Genomic DNA, 16281 nt, shown 5'->3' with positions numbered 1-16281 from the left:
TTCAGCAAAAGACACCTACCTCTGAGGACGGTGAGATGAATGCGGATGTGATTACTTTTCAGTAGGTGTTTAAACACTTACTGAAATAGAGGAACTCAGTCTAAGAACGCCACGTCCTGTGGCAACGACTGAGTGACCAACATCGTGCTGTGTTGCTGCCGCTTCGCTTTCGCACAGACAAAAACACGTTGCTGACGCTGCGTTAGCACTACGCTTTCGCGCAAAAAACATTTGTTGGCCTAGAGTCTCCGGCGGATGTCATGGATTTTGAAAGGAGTGAATAAAGGATGTTAGCCTAAAACCTTCGCATCCTGCGAAAACGGCTAACTGACCTGCATCGGTAAAAACGCCACGTCCTGTGGCATTACCGAAATGACCGACATCGTGTCGGCCCTCGTGCAGGCCTGGGCACAATTAAAAACCGGACGCATTGTTTATCTGCGCGAAAGCGAGGCGACAGCTACAATTACGCCAAGGCGAAATTGATTTATTTGTGAGTATCCATAAATAAAATATTTTTTTAATCATAAAACATACTTAACCACTATGTTTAGTAAAAATAAAATTTTAGGAGGAATAAATATGGTGAGACAGGACAAAATTCGATTCGGGGCTATTATTCATGGTGTAGGTGGCAATATTTCAGGTTGGCGTCATCCTAAGGTGGCTAGCAATCAAAGTGTAAGCTTGCCGTTTTATATTCAACAGGCACAAAAGGCGGAGCAGGGGAAATTTGATGTTGCTTTTATTGCAGATGGTTTGTTCATCAATGAAAAATCGATTCCTCATTTTTTAAATCGTTTTGAGCCAATAACAATTTTATCGGCGCTAGCAGTAGCGACTAAAAATATTGGGTTAGTAGGTACTGTATCAACCTCCTATAGCGAACCATTTACAGTGGCGCGCCAATTTGCCTCTTTGGATCATATTAGCGGGGGGCGTGCAGGTTGGAACGTTGTAACGACACCATTAGAAAGCACAGCCTTGAACTACAATAAAACAATTGAGCAGCATCCTAGTCACGCAGAGCGCTATCAAATTGCTGAGGAATATTTAGAAGTGGCAAAGGGCTTGTGGGATTCATGGGAAGATGATGCTTTCATTGCAAATGTAGAAAATGATGTATTTTTCGATCCAGAAAAGCTGCACACATTAAATCATAAGGGTAACTATTTTACAGTACAAGGCCCGCTAAATATTGCACGCTCTAAGCAGGGGCAGCCTGTTATTTTCCAAGCGGGTTCTTCAGATGCAGGTATTCGATTCGCGGCAAAGGATGCAGATGCAATTTTTACACATGGTGCGTCGTTAGAAGAGTCACAGAAATTTTATAAAAGGGTGAAGACTGAGGTTGCAGCATTTGGACGCAATCCAGAGGAAGTTAAAATTTTTCCAGGAATCTCTCCAATTATTGGCGATACGCTTGAGGAAGCGGAAGCAAAGTATCAGGAGATCGTTGAGCTAGTTTCGATAGAGCGTGCACTTGCTTATCTTGGTCGATATTTTGATCATCATGATTTTACACAATATGATGTAGATGCATCGTTCCCAGAGCTTGGTGATATTGGAGCGAACAGCTTTAGAAGTACAACTGATTATATTAAAAAATATGCCAAACAAGAAGGGCTAACATTGCGACAAGTTGCTTTACGTGAAGCAACCCCAAAAACAGCATTCTTTGGTACAGCAGAGCATGTTGCTGATCTCGTGCAGGAATGGTTTGAGCAAGAGGCGGCTGATGGCTTTATTATAGGCGTTACTGTACCAGGAGCACTTGAGGATTTTGTAGATAAGGTTGTGCCGATTTTACAAACGAGAGGGCTATACCGTGAGGATTATGAGGCAGACACATTACGCGGTAACTTAGGTTTACCATTTAAAGAAAGCCGTTATGTCAAGCAGTCTGTCTAAAAACCTAGTAAATATATATGAATAAATGTAATTAAGGAGGCATTGTATGAGCTATTCAATAGGTATATTAGATCAAAGTCCTATCATTGAGGATTCAACAAATGAACAGACCTTACAAAAAACAGTGGCTCTAGCACAAAAAGCAGAGCAATTGGGCTACTCACGTTTTTGGGTGTCAGAGCACCATAATACAGATACATTAGCGGGGTCATCTCCAGAGGTATTAGTATCTTATCTCCTTGCTAAAACAAAATCTATCAATATCGGTTCGGGTGGAGTGATGCTACAGCACTACAGCCCTTACAAGGTAGCAGAAAATTTTCATGTTCTCGCATCGTTGGAGCCAGGGCGAGTTGATTTAGGCATAGGGAAAGCACCGGGTGGTTTACCTCTCTCTACGAAGGCATTGCAATATGGCACGCTCAATAAAGGAGAAGATTTTGAGGAAAGATTAACATTTTTACAGCAATTAATTGAGCAAACAGTACCAGCAGAGCACGAGTTATATGGAGTACAGGCAACACCGATTCCAAAGGTAAAGCCAGCATTATTTTTACTTGGGGCAAGTCCACAAAGTGCCGCTCTTGCAGGCACACTAGGCATTGCGTTCGTCTTTGCGCGATTTATTAATAGTGATAATGATGTATTAGCACAAGCAGCTACAGCTTATCGCAAGCATCATCCAAACGGTCATTTTGCCGTTTCCATCGCAGCCATTGCAGCCCCTACAAAAGAGGAGGCGAAAGAGCTTATTGGCGATCAAAAAATTACGAAGGTGCATTCAGCAAGTGGCAAAAGTCTAACATTACAATCGGTAGAGCTAGCAGAGAAATTTGGTCAGGAATCTGGAGAGTCATTTACGGTGAAGCAATATGATGCAGATATTTTATATGGTACTCCGGAAGATATTAAAACGATCTTAGATGACTATCATGTGCGCTATCAAATCGATGAGTTTATCTTGCATACACCTGTGTTGAAGGAATTTGAACGGGAACGATCATTTGAGCTATTAAGTCCAGTCTATTTACAGCAAAAGGAAGCGGTAAGCTAAGGAGGAAATGAATATGGTAAAAAATATAGATGTAATTGTTTGGTCAAAGGAAGGCTGTAGTTATTGTGTTGAAGTGAAAACATATTTACCTTCTTTCAGCGGGTATTCAAACACCCGCTGAAAGAAGGTAAAGCCCCGGCGGATGTCACGGAATCGGCTTTGTGCAAGCACAAAGCCGATTCCGGACGCAATTATGCCGAGGCATAATTGATAACAACAATGCATTTCTTACAAAACAGTGGATGTGACGCATAATGACGCATTCCGTGACATCCTTGAAACAAAATATGGTGTCCGCTATGTTCCGGTTGTCGAAATTGGATCAAATGGTGTTTTTAAAGCAGTAACAGAAATTGGACTGGAACATTTAAAAACAGCACTTGCTGTTGATATACCGTCGCACACATAAGAAGAGAGGGATTCTATGAAAAAATTATCATGTTATTTACTATTGATACTAGCTTTACTTTTAACAGCTTGTACAAGTTCTGAAAAGTCCGAAGGGGATACTAGTGAAAATAATGCAGCACAAGGTGGAAAGGGTGTTCAAAAAATTATTGTTGGTACCGGTACTCAATTTCCAAATATCTGCTTCATTGATGACAAGGGGAATTTAACAGGTTATGATGTGGAGCTTGTTCGCGCTATTGACGAGAAGCTACCAGAATATGAGTTTGAATTTAAAACAATGGAATTTTCAAATTTATTACTAAGTTTAGAGACAAGAAAGATTGACTTTATTGCCCATCAAATGGAAGTCAATAGTGAAAGAGAGGAGAAATTCCTATTTAATAAAGAGCCTTATAACGTATTCCCATTAAAAGTAACAGTCAATGCAAAAAATAATTCTATTCAATCCATTGATGATTTGAAGGGGAAAAATGTTAGTGTTTCACCAACGAGCAATTCTGCTGTCTTTCTCGAAAAATATAATAAGGAGCATAATTTAGGTGCTAATATCGTGTATTCGTCTGGCTCGGTCGATGTTCACAATCAACTAGCGACAGGTCGAATTGATGCAATCATTACAACACCATTTGCAGTGAAGTACTATAACGAAAGCAATAAAGCACAGGAGAAGGTTGTAGGAGATCCTTTATTAAATTCAAAAGTTTACTTCTTATTAAATAAAGACGAGGTTGTCTTACAGGAGCGACTTGATGATGCCATTCGAGAATTAAAGGCAGAAGGTGTCATTAGTAAGCTAAGCAAAAAATGGTTAGGTGACGATTATACGGTGGATTTCTAAACGAAACAGGAGAGGAAGAAGGAAGTATGGCTAATGACTTTGACTTCACGCTAATTGCAAAAGTACTTCCTATATTGCTTCAGTATTTGCCAGTAACACTCGAAATTTTAGTGTTTGCCATTCTTTTTGGCATGCTGCTTGGTATAGTGATCGCTATACCAAAGCTGCTACACATACCAGTTTTGAAGCAAATCATAACGATTTATATTTCGTTTATTCGAGGTACGCCGATATTAGTACAATTGTTTTTAGTGTTTTATGGTATACCAGCATTATTAAAGCTTGTGCATATTGATGTAACAAGAATGGATGCTATGTATTTTGTAATTATTACTTATACTTTGAGCAATGCTGCATCGTTTGCTGAGATTTTTAGAGCGGCTATTTTAACAGTTGATCGTGGACAAATGGAGGCAGCTTATTCAGTTGGATTAAGTGGAATACAGGCATTTTTACGTATTGTGCTCCCTCAGGCGATTCGTGTTGCCTTTCCAAATATGGCAAATACGATGATTAGTTCATTAAAGGATACCTCTTTAGCATTTTCAATTGGTGTCATGGATATGGTGGGACGTGGAGAAACTCTTATCGCTTCAACGACAAGGGCGCTGGAGATTTATTTGGCGCTGTCCATCGTTTATTATGTCATTGTTATGCTGGTAGAAAAGGGTTTAAAACGCAATGAACGATATCTTAATCGATATATGCCAAAGGAAGCTGCATCTAGCTAGGGGGATATGCTATGACGATAGATTTTGCTTTTATTTTTAAAGCTTTAGTAGAAATTAGTAAAGTATTGCCGTTAACTTTGTTCATGACAGTTACGCCTGTCTTATTGGGCATTTTAATCGGCATAATAGTTGCTTTTGTTCGGATACAACAAAAAAAATTTCTCGCACCATTGTTGAATTTTTACGTATCTTTTTTTAGAGGCACACCAATTATTATGCACATTATGCTTGTTTATTTTGGCATACCAATTGTTGTTGATGTCATTGCAAAAGCTTTGAAGATAGAGTTTCAATCAAGCTCTATCCCTATTTTATTTTTTGTTATTTTGGCTTTGACGCTAAGTGCAGGAGCGTATGCCTCCGAAATAATTCGGTCTGGTATTTTAAGTGTACCTAAGGGACAACTAGAGGCAGCTTATGCAGTCGGGTTAACATTTTCACAGGCGATGCGACGCTATATATTACCCCAAGCATTTAGTAAATCCATACCTAACTTCACAAATGTTTTTATTGGGTTCTTACATGCCACGTCATTAGCTTTTTTTCTTTCGGTTAAAGAGTTAACAGGAGTTGCGAATATCGTTGCTTCTATTAATTTAAAGTTTTTGGAGGCATTTATTGCTGTCGGGTTAATTTATTGGAGTGTTTCAGCTATCGTCGAATGGCTGGCACATCGTATTGAAAAAAGAGTAATTGCCTACAGTAGGGGCGGCATTTAAATAGAGTCTAGAAAGGGGTTAGAACGATGACAGTAGCTGAAATAGTGATTGAGCATTTGAAAGAGGAAGACTATGCAAGGTATTTAGAGGTTCTAGTAGAAAGTTATGCACAATATGAAAAAGAATATGAAAACCCAGAGAACTGGGCTTCGTACTTAAGTGATATTCGGGCATCTGTTGGTAATCCTAATGCAGAAACAATTTTAGTGGCAAAGCGTGGCGATGAGATTTTAGGGGGACTGCAATTATTTACAGATTCTGAAAAAGCATATGGTTTACCAGAGCTTAACATAAAGTCTACCATTGTGCGCTTACTTGGCGTGCATCCTAAAGGAAGAGGGCTAGGTGTTGCTAAAAAATTATTACATGAAAGCTTTGCCTTTGCACGCAATCGTCATGACCAAGCGTTATATTTGCACTCAGGTGATATTATGCAGGCTGCTATTAATCTTTACTTATCGCTAGGCTTTGTAAGAGATGAATCTAAAGAATTTTATAAGGGAGATAAGCTCGTAAAAAGTTTCCGCTATGATTTATAAAAATGAACCCGTTGATATTGGACATCAACGGGTTCCCTATGTTTGAAAGTAATAATGAAATTACATGTTGAAAATTTTCCCTGGATTCATAATATTATGTGGATCAAGTGCTGTCTTTATGCTCTTCATTACTAAGAGAGATGTTCCGTGCTCTGTAGACTGATATTTCATTTTTCCAATACCAACACCATGTTCACCAGTACAAGTCCCACCACGAAGTAAAGCAAATTGGACAATATGTTCATTGAAACGGTTGGCTTTTGCTTGCTCCTCAGCATCGTTTGAATCTAACATTAACAAGGCATGGAAGTTACCGTCTCCAACGTGGCCTACAATTCCTCCTGCAAGGCCAACTTCCTCAAGCTGCTCACGCGCGTATAAAACGGATTCAGCAAGCTTAGATATCGGCACACAAACATCAGTCGACATAAGCTTTTTCCCTGGATAGGCATGGATATATGCATAGGCCAGTGAATGGCGTGCCTCCCAGAGCTTATTACGTCCTGCATTGTCTTGTTCAAATTCAACCAAAAGACTACCAAAGTCCTCAAAAATTTCTCTAGCAAATTCTATATCGGCATGCATACCTGCTTCATTTCCGTGGAATTCTAAAAATAGTGTTGGTTTTTCATCATAGGACGTTTCATTATAAATATTTGCTTGTTTGATAGAGGCTTCATCGACCAGTTCAACACGGCCAATTGAAATGCCCGCTTGTAGCAATGCGGTTACTGCACTGACAGCATCGCCAACTGTCGCAAAAACTGCACGTCCCGCCGTGACAAATTCGGGTATACCATAGACTTGTAAAGTTAACTCTGTAAAGCAACCTAGCGTACCCTCGGAGCCAATGAAAAGGCCATTCAAATGATAACCAGAAGAAGATTTTGCTGCTAAGCTACCGGTATGAATGACTGAACCGTCTGCGAGTACAACCTCTAAATCTCGTACTTGATCGCGCATGACACCATAGCGCACTGCTGTTGTCCCGCTGGCATTAGTTGCGGCCATCCCACCAAGTGTAGCATCAGCACCAGGGTCAACTGTGAATTGAAGTCCATGTTTTTTTAATTCTTTATTCAATTGGGCACGTGTGACACCCGGTTGTACTTTCACAAGCAGGTCATCTGGTCGAATTTCTAAAATAGTATTCATTTCAGAGAAATCGATAGAAATGCCATTTGCAATGGGAATTGCATTTCCTTCCAAGCTTGAGCCAACACCAAAAGGTACGACTGGTACACGTTCCGCATGCGCAATTTTCAAGATGGCACTGACATCGGCCGTAGAACGAGGAAAGACAACGATATCTGGTAAGCTCATTGTATGATGAGATTCGTCCCTTCCATGTAGCTGTCGCACCGTTTCGTTTGTTGACACCTGTTCTTCAGATAATACCTTTTTTAGTTGATTAACTATTAATTCTACAGCAACAGTCATTCCAATCCCTCCTAATTTTCTGATAAATTAAACTTTATCATGCATTTATTGGAATTGGAATGAACTGTCTATAAAAAATTAGTGAGCAAATGCTTTTTCTAGTTTTTGAACAAATGCATCCTGCTCAGTAGGACTAGATTGCTGCCACCATTTTTCGAAAAACACACCAAGCCCTGGAAGTAAATGTTCTTCACCACGGCTAATTGCATCCTCGACAATATCCTTAAATTCGGCCGCTGATTGACCATGTACGTTTGTCGTAATCGCATCTCTTATTTGAAAATTCATCTATTTCGCCTCCTTAGTAGTAATTTGTCCAACCTTTTAAGAAATATGTATAGATAGACAAATCAATTATGCCTCGGCATAATTGCGTCCGGAATCGGCTTTGTGCTTAGGCCTGCGTGATGCAGGTCAGTTAGCCGTTATCGCATGGATGCGATAACGGCTAACATCTTTTATTGAACTCCTTTCAGATTCCGTGACATCCGCCGGAGGCTTTAGGCCAACACGATGTTGGTCACTCAGGCGTTTTCACAGGATGTGAAGCTTTTAGCCTAAGTTCCATTATTTCAGCGGATGTTTGGACACACGCTGAAAAGTAACTTAGCCAGCATTCATCTCACCACTTATAGAGGTAGGAGATGAATGCTTAAGGAAGTTAAACATATGATTTTTGAAATATCATACTGTTCTTATGTATAAATATTAAAAAGGATTTATAAAAACTTTCTGATCATAATGACAAAAGGGCTGTTCGACATCCACGTAGTATAATAACTAAGATAGAGGCACCTAGGAATAATGGACTGTGCACAGTCGACAGGACAATAGGATGACAACACAACATAATAAACAGTTATCGCCCGAACAACCATTTGATGAAGTGTTAGAATTAGTCCAGCCGATGATAACGTCGATTTTGTTAAAGTGCCATATTTATAAGGATTATGAGTATTATCGTCATATAGCATCCATAGCCGTGTGGGATGCTTGGCGCAAAGCGGATCAATCAAAAGGTGTGTTTTCTGCTTATATTTATACAACCGTTAAAGGAGAAATTTTAAAAGAGCTTTCAAAGGAAAAGAGTTTTGAAAATATTAATACACCTATGGATGATGAAACGATTAACTATTTTCGAGAACATGAAATGAGTGAAAGAAATCCAACTTTAGAATGTATAATGTCTCATTTAAAATTTGAAGAAAGAAAAATATTACAACTTTTTTATGTAGAAGGATATAGTTACTTGGAAATAGCTAAAGAGCTAGGTTTATCTATGGATGCAGTTAAAAAAAGACGTACAAGAATAATGATTAAGCTGCGCGAGTTGTTATATTCTAAAGACGAATAGTGCGATAAAGCATCAAAGGTATGCTAATATCGATGAATATTAGCATACTTTTAATAATTGCATACAACTTCCAATGAAAATGCTATGATTTGTAAGAAGTCAAAAAAATATACAAGTTTTAATTTAATATATCAAATTAGATAGATAATATTACCTATCTAAATTGATATATTAGGTGGAGGGTTTCTGTTGGAGAAAAGGTTGGATCAATTAGAGATAGAAAAGAAAGAGATTTGGTATATAGTATTGCCATTATTACTAGTCATGCCGCTATTAAGTTTAAGTAATCAAGTATTTGGTATTTTTGAGGAAGAAAGATACAGTTTGAACTTGATAATACACATTTTAATTATTGTTTTTACAATGGCAATCGCTATTCAATCGTGGCTCGTTTTTTCATATTTATTATCAAATCAAACATTATACATAGGTAATTTATTTTTTATTATTTCCTTGTTGGAAACAGTGAGCATAATTATTTCTCAATTTCCAACGGCTGAAACAAAATACATGGAAACGTGGTTGCATTTAATAATGCGTTTTTGCTTATCAATCGGTTTCCTCTTTATTATTTTAAAACCAAAAAAACGCTTAACGATGAATGATCGTATTTATACATATGGTAGTTCCCTATTATTTGTACTATTGTGCCTTTTAATAGTGTATTTCTCTGCAAAATATTTTTTACATGAAGAACAAATGTTGTTTAAAGTTAGCGCTATTGTTCATTTATTGTCTGCTGCCTTACAAGGTGCAACGATAGTAATTTTAAGTAAGTATATAAAAAAGATGCCCAAACGGGTTATCTGGCTTATTAGCGCTGCAATTTATTTAATTATTAGTGATATTTTCTTTGTGGTCATCAAAGATTTGAATGCAATTTGGGGCTTTTCAGCATTAATTTATCAATTTTTTGCATTCTTCTTTTTCTTAAAAGCAATTTACTATACAACTGTTGAAAAACCATATAAGCAACTTTTAAAAATAAAGCGAGACCTTGAGTATTCTCAGAAGGAACTTAATTTTCAAGCTTATCATGATGATATTACAAAGCTTCCAAATGAACATTTATTATTGAAAACCTTAAAAGAGGATTTACATGCCAACAGTCATCAAAAAGCAATCATTGCGATTGAGATTGATCGACTTACAGCTATCCGTTCATCTATAGGTATTAGCTATTCTAATACAATGATGAAGCTTGTGGCTGAGAGAATACAAGCCATATTACCTCCTCATTACTTTGCTACAAAGCTGCATGAGGGGCAGTTTATTATTTATATTAATCATGTGAAGGCAAGAGAAGAGTTGTTACAATTTTGCTTAAACTTGAAGAGTGCTATGAAAAAACCATTACAAGTACAACTATTTTCACTCAACGGGAATCTCAATATTGGAATTGCCCTACATGAAGAAAATTGCTCAGGTGAAGAGCTTTTAATGCATGCTCAGATAGCTATGAAGGAAGCGATTCAAATTCCCCAAAGTGTTCTTTTTTATAAGTCACATATGTCAAATGGCATTGCTGATCGTATATTGATTGAGCAAGAGCTCCATAAAGCATTAGCTAATGAAGAAATTTACTTGGATTTTCAGCCTCAAGTAAATTTGAAAACTGGTGAAATTGAATCGGTAGAAGCGCTAGTGCGTTGGTGTCATCCAACCCGTGGATTTGTTTCACCTGAGTTGTTTATTCCGGTTGCAGAAGAATCTGGGCTAATTATTCCTTTAGGGAAATGGGTTTTAGAGACGGCGTGCTCTCAAGCAAAGACATGGAAAGAGCAAGGTTTGCCACCAATGAAGGTAGCTGTTAATTTATCTATTGGTCAACTATTCCAGCAAGATTTTGTGCATATGGTGCAAGAAATTTTACAACGTACAAATTTAGAACCAAAATATTTACAATTAGAAATTACGGAAAGTATGACGATGAACATCGATCATATAACACAATTACTTCATGAACTAAAGGCAATTGGTATCCAGATTGCTGTGGATGACTTTGGGACAGGGTATTCGTCGCTTTCTTATTTAAAAGATTTTCCGATTGATTGCTTAAAAATTGACCGAGCGTTCGTTCGAAACATTCAGCATAATCCAAATGATGAAGCGCTCGTTTCTATGATTTTATCAATGGCGAAGCATTTGAGATTAAAGGTTGTTGCTGAAGGAATTGAAGAAGTGGAGCAACTTGCTTTCCTTATCAATGGTGATTGCGATTATATACAGGGCTATTTATTTAGCAAGCCAATTTCTGCTGAACAGATATCCAATACCTTTAACGAGTTACACAATCGAGCAAGTGATATTTTAACAGAGTTTAAATATGTAGAGGATTATGTCATTTAAAGTTGAATCTTAATGTTGGCGATATTTGAGGTTATTAATTTCATGGAGTAAGTAGTTAATAGTATTTGGATAAAATATTAAAAAAATCCCTTTATAAGGGTGATTTCCGTTCCAGGCTACTCGATTTGCCGAAATGCCATACTTTATCTATTAGGAATTTTATTGATATGAATAAACAAGAAAACTGCTTACTTCATCACAGGAAGTAAGCAGTTTTTTATTTGATGATAAAGTTTAATGTACGAGGTACTCTTCTTTTAATTCTCCTATATCCACTTCAGATCGTTCCTCTAAAGAACGACGTAAATGGACAGTTGCTGTTTTACCATCTTCATGAAGCTTGTCAATCCAAATAGATACGCCATTATAGCTTACTTCATATTCCTTTGGTGAGGCTACAATTTCTTGTGCACGATTATAATCCACTTGAAGCCCCCCTTATTTCTTTGTCTTGCCTTCTTTAGTAACCGAATTAATCAGGTTCATAAACTCTTGAGAAAATTCTTCACTAACTTTGTTTGGCGCTATTTTTTGGTTTTTTGGTGTTTGGGGCAATGACCCCTTGTTTGCGCTAGTACCTTGTTTATTGTCTCTTCCCATGTTTAGTTTCTCCTTTCGTTTTGATATTTCTTAATATGGCTTTGAATTGATTTTTTATTATGGGAAAAACTAGGGAAAGGTAAGAATTTATTGTAGAATTGTTTAGACTTTTTGGATTAATAGTACATTCTAAACTGCGTATACTAAGCTAATTAAGTTCATTGATTGCCAAAAAGTTCCCCGCTTTATAATGAAACTTTTTTGATGGAAAAATCATTATTTAATAGCGCCCAGTTTTGTGGGAAAGGGAAACCTAATGCCCAATAGCTAATACCTCGAAGATTATATTGCTTCGCCAAGTCAAACTTAGCTTGTGCACTTCTAGCATCTTCAAACCATACCTCATGATTTCTACCTTGTTCATCGACATAACGGAAATATGGGGACTGTGCGGTCCTATCATATTGAATGATTGCGCCATACTTTAGTGCTCTATTAATCGCTTCTTGAGAGCTAAATGTTTCTGCCTCTTGCCCTTTAACATGCGGTAGAAGCCAATCGCGAGCATAAATTTGAAAGCCTAAAAATATTTTGTCAGCAGGCATAACTGATAAAGCATATTCCACAACTTTTCTCATTTCGTTAATGGGTGAAATTGCTTGAGGTGGACCGAGTCGGTATCCCCACTCGTATGTCATCAAAATTACAAAGTCTGCAATTCTTCCATGTGCTTCATAATCATGTGCCTCATATAAAGTTCCTGCCTGAGTTGCGCTCGTTTTTGGCGCAAGTGCTGTTGATACTAGGTATCCTTTTGGATGAAGACGATCAACAGCTAATTGGAGGAATTTGTTATAATTCTCTCGATCTGCCGGTAGAACGTTCTCAAAATCAACGTTTAGAACTTTATAGCCCTTTTCTTGCATCACTTTCAAAGTATTGTTAATGACCTTTTCCTGTAATTCTGCACTAGATAAAATAACATGTGATAGGTTGGAGCCGGCTTTTGTGGAAGAGAAATTTGTAAGGGTCAACATAGGAGTAATGTTTTTGGCATTAGCTGCATCGATCATTTCTTTATCATTTATAGGTTGTAGTGTTCCATCCTCTTTCACCATATAAGCAAAGGGGCTAAAATAAGTTAGTAGATGACCGATTGCGTTAATCGACTGCACAGCTTCTTTAGGCTCTTGATACGTATAAGCATTTACTTCAATGGAAGGCTTTGCTCTTGGAATAATCAAATGCGTACCAACATAAATCATGTTTGGATCTGAAATTTCATTTTCCGAAACAATTGCTTGAACAGTCGTTCCATAATACGTGGCAATTTGCGATAGAGTCTCTCCTGGCAATACAATATGTGTAGTGGGTGGAATAACCAGTCTAGTTCCAGGTGTTAAAACATCTGGATTTGTTAGATGATTTTCTGTGATAATCGATTGCATAGACACACCATAATGTTGGGCTATCGACCATAAGGTGTCACCCCTTTTTACAATATGGGTTGTGTAAGGAGAGGGAATAACGAGTGATTGTCCGATTACTAATTGATCTGGTTTAGATAATGCGTTTAATTTGATAATGGAATTGATAGGTACAGAATAGCTGTTTGCAATTTGCCAAAGTGTTTCACCTGCGCTCACCACATGAATAATCATTAGGACACCTCCTTAATGGGTTTCAATATAGCATCATATGTATGAATCAAGAAATTGAGTATTTATCTTTAATTTTTAAATGATAAAATTTCAATCTTCATATTCTTTCCAAGTGCAATGCATCATTTGAGAAAGGGCTGTATGTTGAAGAAAGTAAAGCTCACAGCAATAATAATCCTTCATTTATCTTGATAATTATTGCCCTCAAGGTCAAAATGAATGTAATACATAAATTCTAAAGGGAGTAAATGCGATGATGGATGTTATTGTTCGTAATAATGTAAAAATAATAGGCAAGGGGGATCAAACTATTATTTTTGCGCACGGCTTTGGATGCGATCAAAATATGTGGCGCTTTATCACACCTGCATTTGAAGAAAATTTTCAAATAATATTGTTTGATTATGTTGGTTCGGGAAAATCGGATTTAAACGCTTATAAATCTGAAAAATACAATACTTTGCACGGTTATGTACAAGATCTACTAGACATTATCGAATTTTTAAATTTGAACGAGATTATATTTGTTGGACATTCTATTAGCTCAATGATAGGAATGTTAGCATCAATAAAACGTCCTGAATATTTCAAAAAATTAGTGATGATTGGGCCATCTCCATGTTATTTAAATGACGGTGCTTATCATGGCGGTTTCGAATTAAGTGATATTACAGAACTACTGGATATGATGGAAATGAATTTTTCAGGATGGGCAAGTTACTTGGCTCCTATAGCTATGAAAAATCCTGAGGTTCCTAGATTATCACAGGAATTGGAGCAAACATTTATTGCAGCTAATCCTGTTATTGCTAGAGAATTTGCTGAAGTAACTTTTTTATCTGATTATCGTGACGACTTAGTAAAAGTGACAGTTCCTTCACTTATTATGCAATGTTCAGATGACAGCATTGTACCGATTGAGATAGGAGAATTTTTACATATTCACTTGAAAAATAGTACATTGATATTAATGGAGGCAAAAGGTCATTACCCACATATTAGCCATCCAGAAGAAACGATTCGCTGTATCAAAGGCTTTTTGTAAGAAACATGAAAGGATATTCAAAAAATGGATAAACAATTGAACTATGCGCCTTGTGGTTTTCTTTCCATTACACATGAAGGGATTATAACAGAAGTAAATCAAACTTTTCTCAAATGGATAGGCTATGAACAGGCGGATGTGTTAAATAAACATATTGAATTTCTCATGTCTATACCTAATAAGCTGATTTTTCATTCTTATTTTTACCCTACTATTAATTTACAAAGGTGTGTAGAAGAACTATTTATTAGTTTTAAGCATCAGGATGGTGTTTCTAATCCATATTTGTTGAATGCTAGGATGTATACTGAGGATGAGATGGAGCGAATTGATTGTATTTTAGTGAAGATGAAGAAGCGAATTGATTATGAACTAGAGTTACGATCAGCTAAAAAACAAGTGGAAGCAGCTTATATTGATAAGGAAAGAGCATTAGCAAAATTAGAACAGATTCATTTAGAAATCGAACAAAAACAAGCAGAGCTATTAGAAATGAATGCTACATTAATAGAATTATCAGTAACAGATAAGCTAACTGGTTTGAAAAATAGAAGGTTCTTTCAAGAAAAACTAGAAGAACAGTTTTCTATTTTCGACAAAACTGCAAAATCATTTTCACTCTTTATTTTAGATATCGATCATTTCAAAAAAGTAAATGACACATTCGGGCATCAAGTAGGAGATGAAGTCCTTGCACAATTAGCACAAATATTAAAAACTCAGGCTCGTTCAGAAGATACAGTCGCACGTTATGGTGGAGAAGAATTCGTTGTTATTTTACCTGAAACTAATGAGGACGAGGCTAAAGATATCGCTGAGTATTTAAGACGGGCTGTTGAATATGCAAAATGGCAAACTGGAAAAATAACAGTGAGTATCGGAATGGCGACAGCCACCTTAAAGGATAGTGAGGCTACAATATTAAAAAGAGCTGATGAAGCTTTATATGCCTCTAAGGAGAATGGGAGAAATAGGGTAACTCATTGTAGAGATTTGAGTAAACAAAAGGATGACAATTAAGGCATTTTTTTAATGTCATCCTTTTGTTTATGAATAGTATTATCTTTCAGCAAGTATTTTTTTATCGCTGGAATATCGGCAGGAGCGAAATTAAGATCTAGAAGTTGATGTCGAGGAATCCATCTAATTTCAGCATGTTCTAGCATGACCGGCTCTCCCTTTATAATCGACGCTTTAAATGTTTCTAAGCGTACTATAAATTTTTCGTATTCATAAATGGTATCCTCAACCTTGTCCCCGACGTCTATAGAGCAATTAAATTCCTCTAATATTTCACGAGATAAAGCTTGTTCCGGCGATTCGCCCTCTTCGATTTTACCACCAGGAAATTCCCAATAATTTGCTAGTACCATATTAGGATTTCTTAACGCACAAAAAATTTCATGCTTGTCATTTTCAATAATGGCACCTACTACATGTACATTTCTTTTCATTTATTTTCACCCTCAAATTTATTTCTCCATCACCCAAAATGGGAATCATTTGTATTTCTGAAATATTGAAAATTATAACATGTATTTCTGTGATTTTGTAATTATCTGGGGGTGAAAAGTTGATTATAAAAGAAAAAGATATAACAATTAAACTGTTTTTTGCATGACTATGTAATTTGTAGTTTTCTACTGTATAATAATGAACAGTAAATAGGAAAAAGGCGGTACGAGGTAC

The 16281-nt window shown here is 36.9% G+C and carries 17 protein-coding genes and 1 pseudogene; 11 read left to right on the top strand and 7 right to left on the bottom strand.

The window, feature by feature from the left end; genetic code table 11:
• Positions 1 to 69: 69 nt before the first annotated feature.
• Entirely contained in the window at positions 70 to 231 is a 162-nt protein-coding gene (locus ACQKMV_RS11020) for a hypothetical protein (RefSeq protein WP_427503919.1), read from the bottom strand.
• A 351-nt stretch (positions 232 to 582) separates the two neighbouring features.
• Here ACQKMV_RS11020 and ACQKMV_RS11015 point away from each other — a divergent pair, with 351 nt between their 5' ends.
• From ACQKMV_RS11015 to ACQKMV_RS10985, 7 genes and pseudogenes are all read left to right on the top strand, one after another.
• A complete protein-coding gene (locus ACQKMV_RS11015) occupies positions 583 to 1911 on the top strand; it encodes an LLM class flavin-dependent oxidoreductase (protein WP_427503918.1) in 1329 nt (442 codons plus the stop codon).
• Positions 1912 to 1957: 46 nt separating this feature from the next.
• Entirely contained in the window at positions 1958 to 2965 is a 1008-nt protein-coding gene (locus ACQKMV_RS11010; RefSeq protein ID WP_427503916.1) for an LLM class flavin-dependent oxidoreductase, read from the top strand.
• A gap of 229 nt (positions 2966 to 3194) precedes the next feature.
• A pseudogene (locus tag ACQKMV_RS11005) lies at positions 3195 to 3374 on the top strand (glutaredoxin family protein); the annotation flags it as partial.
• Positions 3375 to 3389: 15 nt separating this feature from the next.
• Positions 3390 to 4214 carry a transporter substrate-binding domain-containing protein gene (locus ACQKMV_RS11000; RefSeq protein ID WP_427503915.1) on the top strand — a complete coding sequence of 275 codons (825 nt, stop codon included), beginning with the start codon at positions 3390 to 3392 and terminating at the stop codon, positions 4212 to 4214.
• Between the two features lie 26 nt (positions 4215 to 4240).
• Complete coding sequence (locus ACQKMV_RS10995; RefSeq protein WP_427503913.1) at positions 4241 to 4945, top strand: amino acid ABC transporter permease; 705 nt, start codon at positions 4241 to 4243, stop codon at positions 4943 to 4945.
• Between the two features lie 11 nt (positions 4946 to 4956).
• A complete protein-coding gene (locus ACQKMV_RS10990; RefSeq protein WP_427503912.1) occupies positions 4957 to 5664 on the top strand; it encodes an amino acid ABC transporter permease in 708 nt (235 codons plus the stop codon).
• Positions 5665 to 5690: 26 nt separating this feature from the next.
• Positions 5691 to 6203 carry an N-acetyltransferase family protein gene (locus ACQKMV_RS10985; RefSeq protein ID WP_427503911.1) on the top strand — a complete coding sequence of 171 codons (513 nt, stop codon included), beginning with the start codon at positions 5691 to 5693 and terminating at the stop codon, positions 6201 to 6203.
• A 60-nt stretch (positions 6204 to 6263) separates the two neighbouring features.
• Here ACQKMV_RS10985 and ACQKMV_RS10980 read toward each other — a convergent pair whose 3' ends face one another.
• Both ACQKMV_RS10980 and sspI read right to left on the bottom strand, forming a co-directional pair.
• Positions 6264 to 7643 carry an FAD-binding oxidoreductase gene (locus tag ACQKMV_RS10980; RefSeq protein ID WP_427503909.1) on the bottom strand — a complete coding sequence of 460 codons (1380 nt, stop codon included), beginning with the start codon at positions 7641 to 7643 and terminating at the stop codon, positions 6264 to 6266.
• Between the two features lie 78 nt (positions 7644 to 7721).
• The gene (gene sspI, locus ACQKMV_RS10975) at positions 7722 to 7931 is read right to left on the bottom strand and encodes a small acid-soluble spore protein SspI (RefSeq protein ID WP_132357157.1); all 210 of its coding nucleotides are present in this window, start codon (positions 7929 to 7931) and stop codon (positions 7722 to 7724) included.
• A 547-nt stretch (positions 7932 to 8478) separates the two neighbouring features.
• On the opposite strand from sspI, the gene ACQKMV_RS10970 reads away from it, so the two are divergent.
• Both ACQKMV_RS10970 and ACQKMV_RS10965 read left to right on the top strand, forming a co-directional pair.
• Positions 8479 to 8997 (top strand): sigma-70 family RNA polymerase sigma factor, encoded by a 519-nt coding sequence (locus ACQKMV_RS10970; protein WP_427503908.1) that lies wholly within the window; start codon positions 8479 to 8481, stop codon positions 8995 to 8997.
• A gap of 264 nt (positions 8998 to 9261) precedes the next feature.
• Positions 9262 to 11346: a bifunctional diguanylate cyclase/phosphodiesterase gene (locus tag ACQKMV_RS10965; protein WP_427503970.1), complete on the top strand. Its 2085-nt coding sequence runs from the start codon at positions 9262 to 9264 to the stop codon at positions 11344 to 11346.
• A gap of 234 nt (positions 11347 to 11580) precedes the next feature.
• Here ACQKMV_RS10965 and ACQKMV_RS10960 read toward each other — a convergent pair whose 3' ends face one another.
• The 3 genes from ACQKMV_RS10960 to ACQKMV_RS10950 form a co-directional block, all read right to left on the bottom strand.
• On the bottom strand, positions 11581 to 11772 hold the full coding sequence (locus ACQKMV_RS10960; RefSeq protein ID WP_427423493.1) for a small, acid-soluble spore protein, H family: 192 nt from the start codon (positions 11770 to 11772) through the stop codon (positions 11581 to 11583).
• Positions 11773 to 11784: 12 nt separating this feature from the next.
• On the bottom strand, positions 11785 to 11946 hold the full coding sequence (locus tag ACQKMV_RS10955) for a YfhD family protein (protein ID WP_427503906.1): 162 nt from the start codon (positions 11944 to 11946) through the stop codon (positions 11785 to 11787).
• A 185-nt stretch (positions 11947 to 12131) separates the two neighbouring features.
• Positions 12132 to 13547, bottom strand: a complete 1416-nt coding sequence (locus tag ACQKMV_RS10950) for a LysM peptidoglycan-binding domain-containing protein (RefSeq protein ID WP_427503905.1) — start codon at positions 13545 to 13547, stop codon at positions 12132 to 12134.
• 253 nt (positions 13548 to 13800) lie between these two features.
• Here ACQKMV_RS10950 and ACQKMV_RS10945 point away from each other — a divergent pair, with 253 nt between their 5' ends.
• Together ACQKMV_RS10945 and ACQKMV_RS10940 are read left to right on the top strand one after the other, a co-directional pair.
• Positions 13801 to 14592, top strand: coding sequence for an alpha/beta fold hydrolase (locus ACQKMV_RS10945; protein ID WP_427503904.1), 792 nt, complete (start codon positions 13801 to 13803; stop codon positions 14590 to 14592).
• Between the two features lie 24 nt (positions 14593 to 14616).
• On the top strand, positions 14617 to 15612 hold the full coding sequence (locus ACQKMV_RS10940; RefSeq protein WP_427503903.1) for a sensor domain-containing diguanylate cyclase: 996 nt from the start codon (positions 14617 to 14619) through the stop codon (positions 15610 to 15612).
• Here the strand turns inward: ACQKMV_RS10940 and ACQKMV_RS10935 are convergent.
• The gene (locus tag ACQKMV_RS10935; RefSeq protein WP_427503902.1) at positions 15609 to 16046 is read right to left on the bottom strand and encodes a (deoxy)nucleoside triphosphate pyrophosphohydrolase; all 438 of its coding nucleotides are present in this window, start codon (positions 16044 to 16046) and stop codon (positions 15609 to 15611) included. The genes ACQKMV_RS10940 and ACQKMV_RS10935 overlap by 4 nt on opposite strands.
• Positions 16047 to 16281: the final 235 nt, after the last annotated feature.

This window comes from Lysinibacillus sp. NPDC094403, from assembly GCF_050278745.1.
Taxonomy (GTDB): Bacteria; Bacillota; Bacilli; order Bacillales_A; family Planococcaceae; genus Lysinibacillus.
This window is presented reverse-complemented; position numbering and strand designations above follow the sequence as displayed.

What these genes read in the sequence shown, in the direction of transcription:
- ACQKMV_RS11020 (WP_427503919.1), bottom strand. Translation starts at nt 231, where the DNA reads ATGTTTTTTGCGCGAAAGCGTAGTGCTAACGCAGCGTCAGCAACGTGT.
- ACQKMV_RS11015 (WP_427503918.1), top strand. Translation starts at nt 583, where the DNA reads ATGGTGAGACAGGACAAAATTCGATTCGGGGCTATTATTCATGGTGTA.
- ACQKMV_RS11010 (WP_427503916.1), top strand. Translation starts at nt 1,958, where the DNA reads ATGAGCTATTCAATAGGTATATTAGATCAAAGTCCTATCATTGAGGAT.
- ACQKMV_RS11000 (WP_427503915.1), top strand. Translation starts at nt 3,390, where the DNA reads ATGAAAAAATTATCATGTTATTTACTATTGATACTAGCTTTACTTTTA.
- ACQKMV_RS10995 (WP_427503913.1), top strand. Translation starts at nt 4,241, where the DNA reads ATGGCTAATGACTTTGACTTCACGCTAATTGCAAAAGTACTTCCTATA.
- ACQKMV_RS10990 (WP_427503912.1), top strand. Translation starts at nt 4,957, where the DNA reads ATGACGATAGATTTTGCTTTTATTTTTAAAGCTTTAGTAGAAATTAGT.
- ACQKMV_RS10985 (WP_427503911.1), top strand. Translation starts at nt 5,691, where the DNA reads ATGACAGTAGCTGAAATAGTGATTGAGCATTTGAAAGAGGAAGACTAT.
- ACQKMV_RS10980 (WP_427503909.1), bottom strand. Translation starts at nt 7,643, where the DNA reads ATGACTGTTGCTGTAGAATTAATAGTTAATCAACTAAAAAAGGTATTA.
- sspI (WP_132357157.1), bottom strand. Translation starts at nt 7,931, where the DNA reads ATGAATTTTCAAATAAGAGATGCGATTACGACAAACGTACATGGTCAA.
- ACQKMV_RS10970 (WP_427503908.1), top strand. Translation starts at nt 8,479, where the DNA reads ATGACAACACAACATAATAAACAGTTATCGCCCGAACAACCATTTGAT.
- ACQKMV_RS10965 (WP_427503970.1), top strand. Translation starts at nt 9,262, where the DNA reads ATGCCGCTATTAAGTTTAAGTAATCAAGTATTTGGTATTTTTGAGGAA.
- ACQKMV_RS10955 (WP_427503906.1), bottom strand. Translation starts at nt 11,946, where the DNA reads ATGGGAAGAGACAATAAACAAGGTACTAGCGCAAACAAGGGGTCATTG.
- ACQKMV_RS10950 (WP_427503905.1), bottom strand. Translation starts at nt 13,547, where the DNA reads ATGATTATTCATGTGGTGAGCGCAGGTGAAACACTTTGGCAAATTGCA.
- ACQKMV_RS10945 (WP_427503904.1), top strand. Translation starts at nt 13,801, where the DNA reads ATGATGGATGTTATTGTTCGTAATAATGTAAAAATAATAGGCAAGGGG.
- ACQKMV_RS10940 (WP_427503903.1), top strand. Translation starts at nt 14,617, where the DNA reads ATGGATAAACAATTGAACTATGCGCCTTGTGGTTTTCTTTCCATTACA.
- ACQKMV_RS10935 (WP_427503902.1), bottom strand. Translation starts at nt 16,046, where the DNA reads ATGAAAAGAAATGTACATGTAGTAGGTGCCATTATTGAAAATGACAAG.